Origin of the sequence: Paracoccus aerius (assembly GCF_014656455.1) — a bacterium.
Classification (GTDB): domain Bacteria; phylum Pseudomonadota; class Alphaproteobacteria; order Rhodobacterales; family Rhodobacteraceae; genus Paracoccus; species Paracoccus aerius.
Genome location: NZ_BNCL01000082.1, coordinates 1 through 1,379 on the forward strand (window position 1 = coordinate 1; position 1,379 = coordinate 1,379).

General features: G+C 61.3%; 1 protein-coding gene. It reads right to left on the reverse strand.

What is annotated here, in order from left to right; all coding sequences use genetic code 11:
* Nucleotides 1-51: 51 nt before the first annotated feature.
* Complete coding sequence (locus IE224_RS20770; protein ID WP_191313424.1) at nucleotides 52-1,257, reverse strand: IS256 family transposase; 1,206 nt, start codon at nucleotides 1,255-1,257, stop codon at nucleotides 52-54.
* Nucleotides 1,258-1,379: the final 122 nt, after the last annotated feature.

The window sequence follows — 1,379 nt, forward strand, 5'->3', positions numbered from 1 at the left end:
CGGTCACGTCCGTCAAGCTGGTGTAATTTCCGGGATGGCCTGAGGTCATGATCAGGCTGCTTTCGTAGTGATGCTGAGAATGGGGTCGATCTCCTCCTTGTCGATCTGAGCGAAGGCCTCGACCATCATGTAGCGGCTCGAGGTCTGCCATTCGTCATTCTGCTCGAAGAGCACCGCGCCGATTAGCCGCATGATTGAGGCTTCGTTGGGGAAGATGCCGACGACATCAGCCCTGCGTTTCACCTCCTTGTTGAGACGTTCAAGTGGGTTGGTGCTGTGCAATTTGGTGCGGTGCTGCCGAGGAAAGGTCATGTAGGCCAGAACGTCGTCCTCGCTCTCGTTCATCAGGTCCGCGAGCTTGGGCCAGCGGGGGCGGACCTGCTCCGCAACATGGCGCCAGGTATCGCCAGCGTGCTTGCGATCGGGCTGTTCGAACGCTTGCCGGATCGCTGCCGCGACAACCGTATGCTGGCCTTTGGAGACGTGGGCGAGGGCGTTGCGCATCCAGTGAACCCGGCATCTTTGCCAGGTAGCTTCAAAGACGCGTGCAATGGCGGCCTTCAGACCGGTATGGGCATCGCTGATCACGAGCTTCACGCCGTCGAGACCGCGGGCCTTCAGCGAGCGCAGGAAGTCTGTCCAGAAGGTCTCTGCCTCTGACGGGCCAATGCCGAGGCCGATGATTTCCCGGCGGCCCTCGGTATTGGCGGCCACTGCGATTATGGCCGCAACCGAGACGATCCGCCCGCCCTGGCGCTGCTTGAGATAGGTAGCATCGAGCCAGACATAGGGCCACTCCCCCGTGAGCGGGCGGTTCAGGAACTCGCCGACCCGTTCATCGATGTCCTTGCACAGCTTGGACACCGTGCTCTTGGAGATGCCGCTCAGCCCCATGGCCTGCACGAGATCATCGACCCGACGTGTCGAGACGCCGCCGATCCAGGCTTCCTGGATCACAGCAACCAGTGCCTGTTCCGAGGTCTTGCGGGCTTCGAGGAAGCCGGGGAAGTAGCTGCCCTGCCGCAGCTTCGGCACCCGCAGATTCAAAGTGCCCAAGCGGGTATCGAGCGCGCGTTCGCGATATCCGTTGCGCCAAGTCGTGCGGTCGCCGCTGCGCTCGTGTCTACCCGCGCCGATCAGGCCGTCGACATCAGCCTCCATGATCAACTGAAGGACGGCCTCGGCGATGCTGCGCAGTAAATCACCCTGATCGTGCTTTGCCAAAAGCTCGGACAGGTCCATGTTGGTCTTGGTCATCGGGGGCTCCGTATGGTCCGTGGTTGAAGCGTCGAAACTCCACCTCGATCATACACCTCGATGGCCACCCGAGATTACACCGAACGTGCCGGTGAAATTACACCACGTGCTCGGACACTACC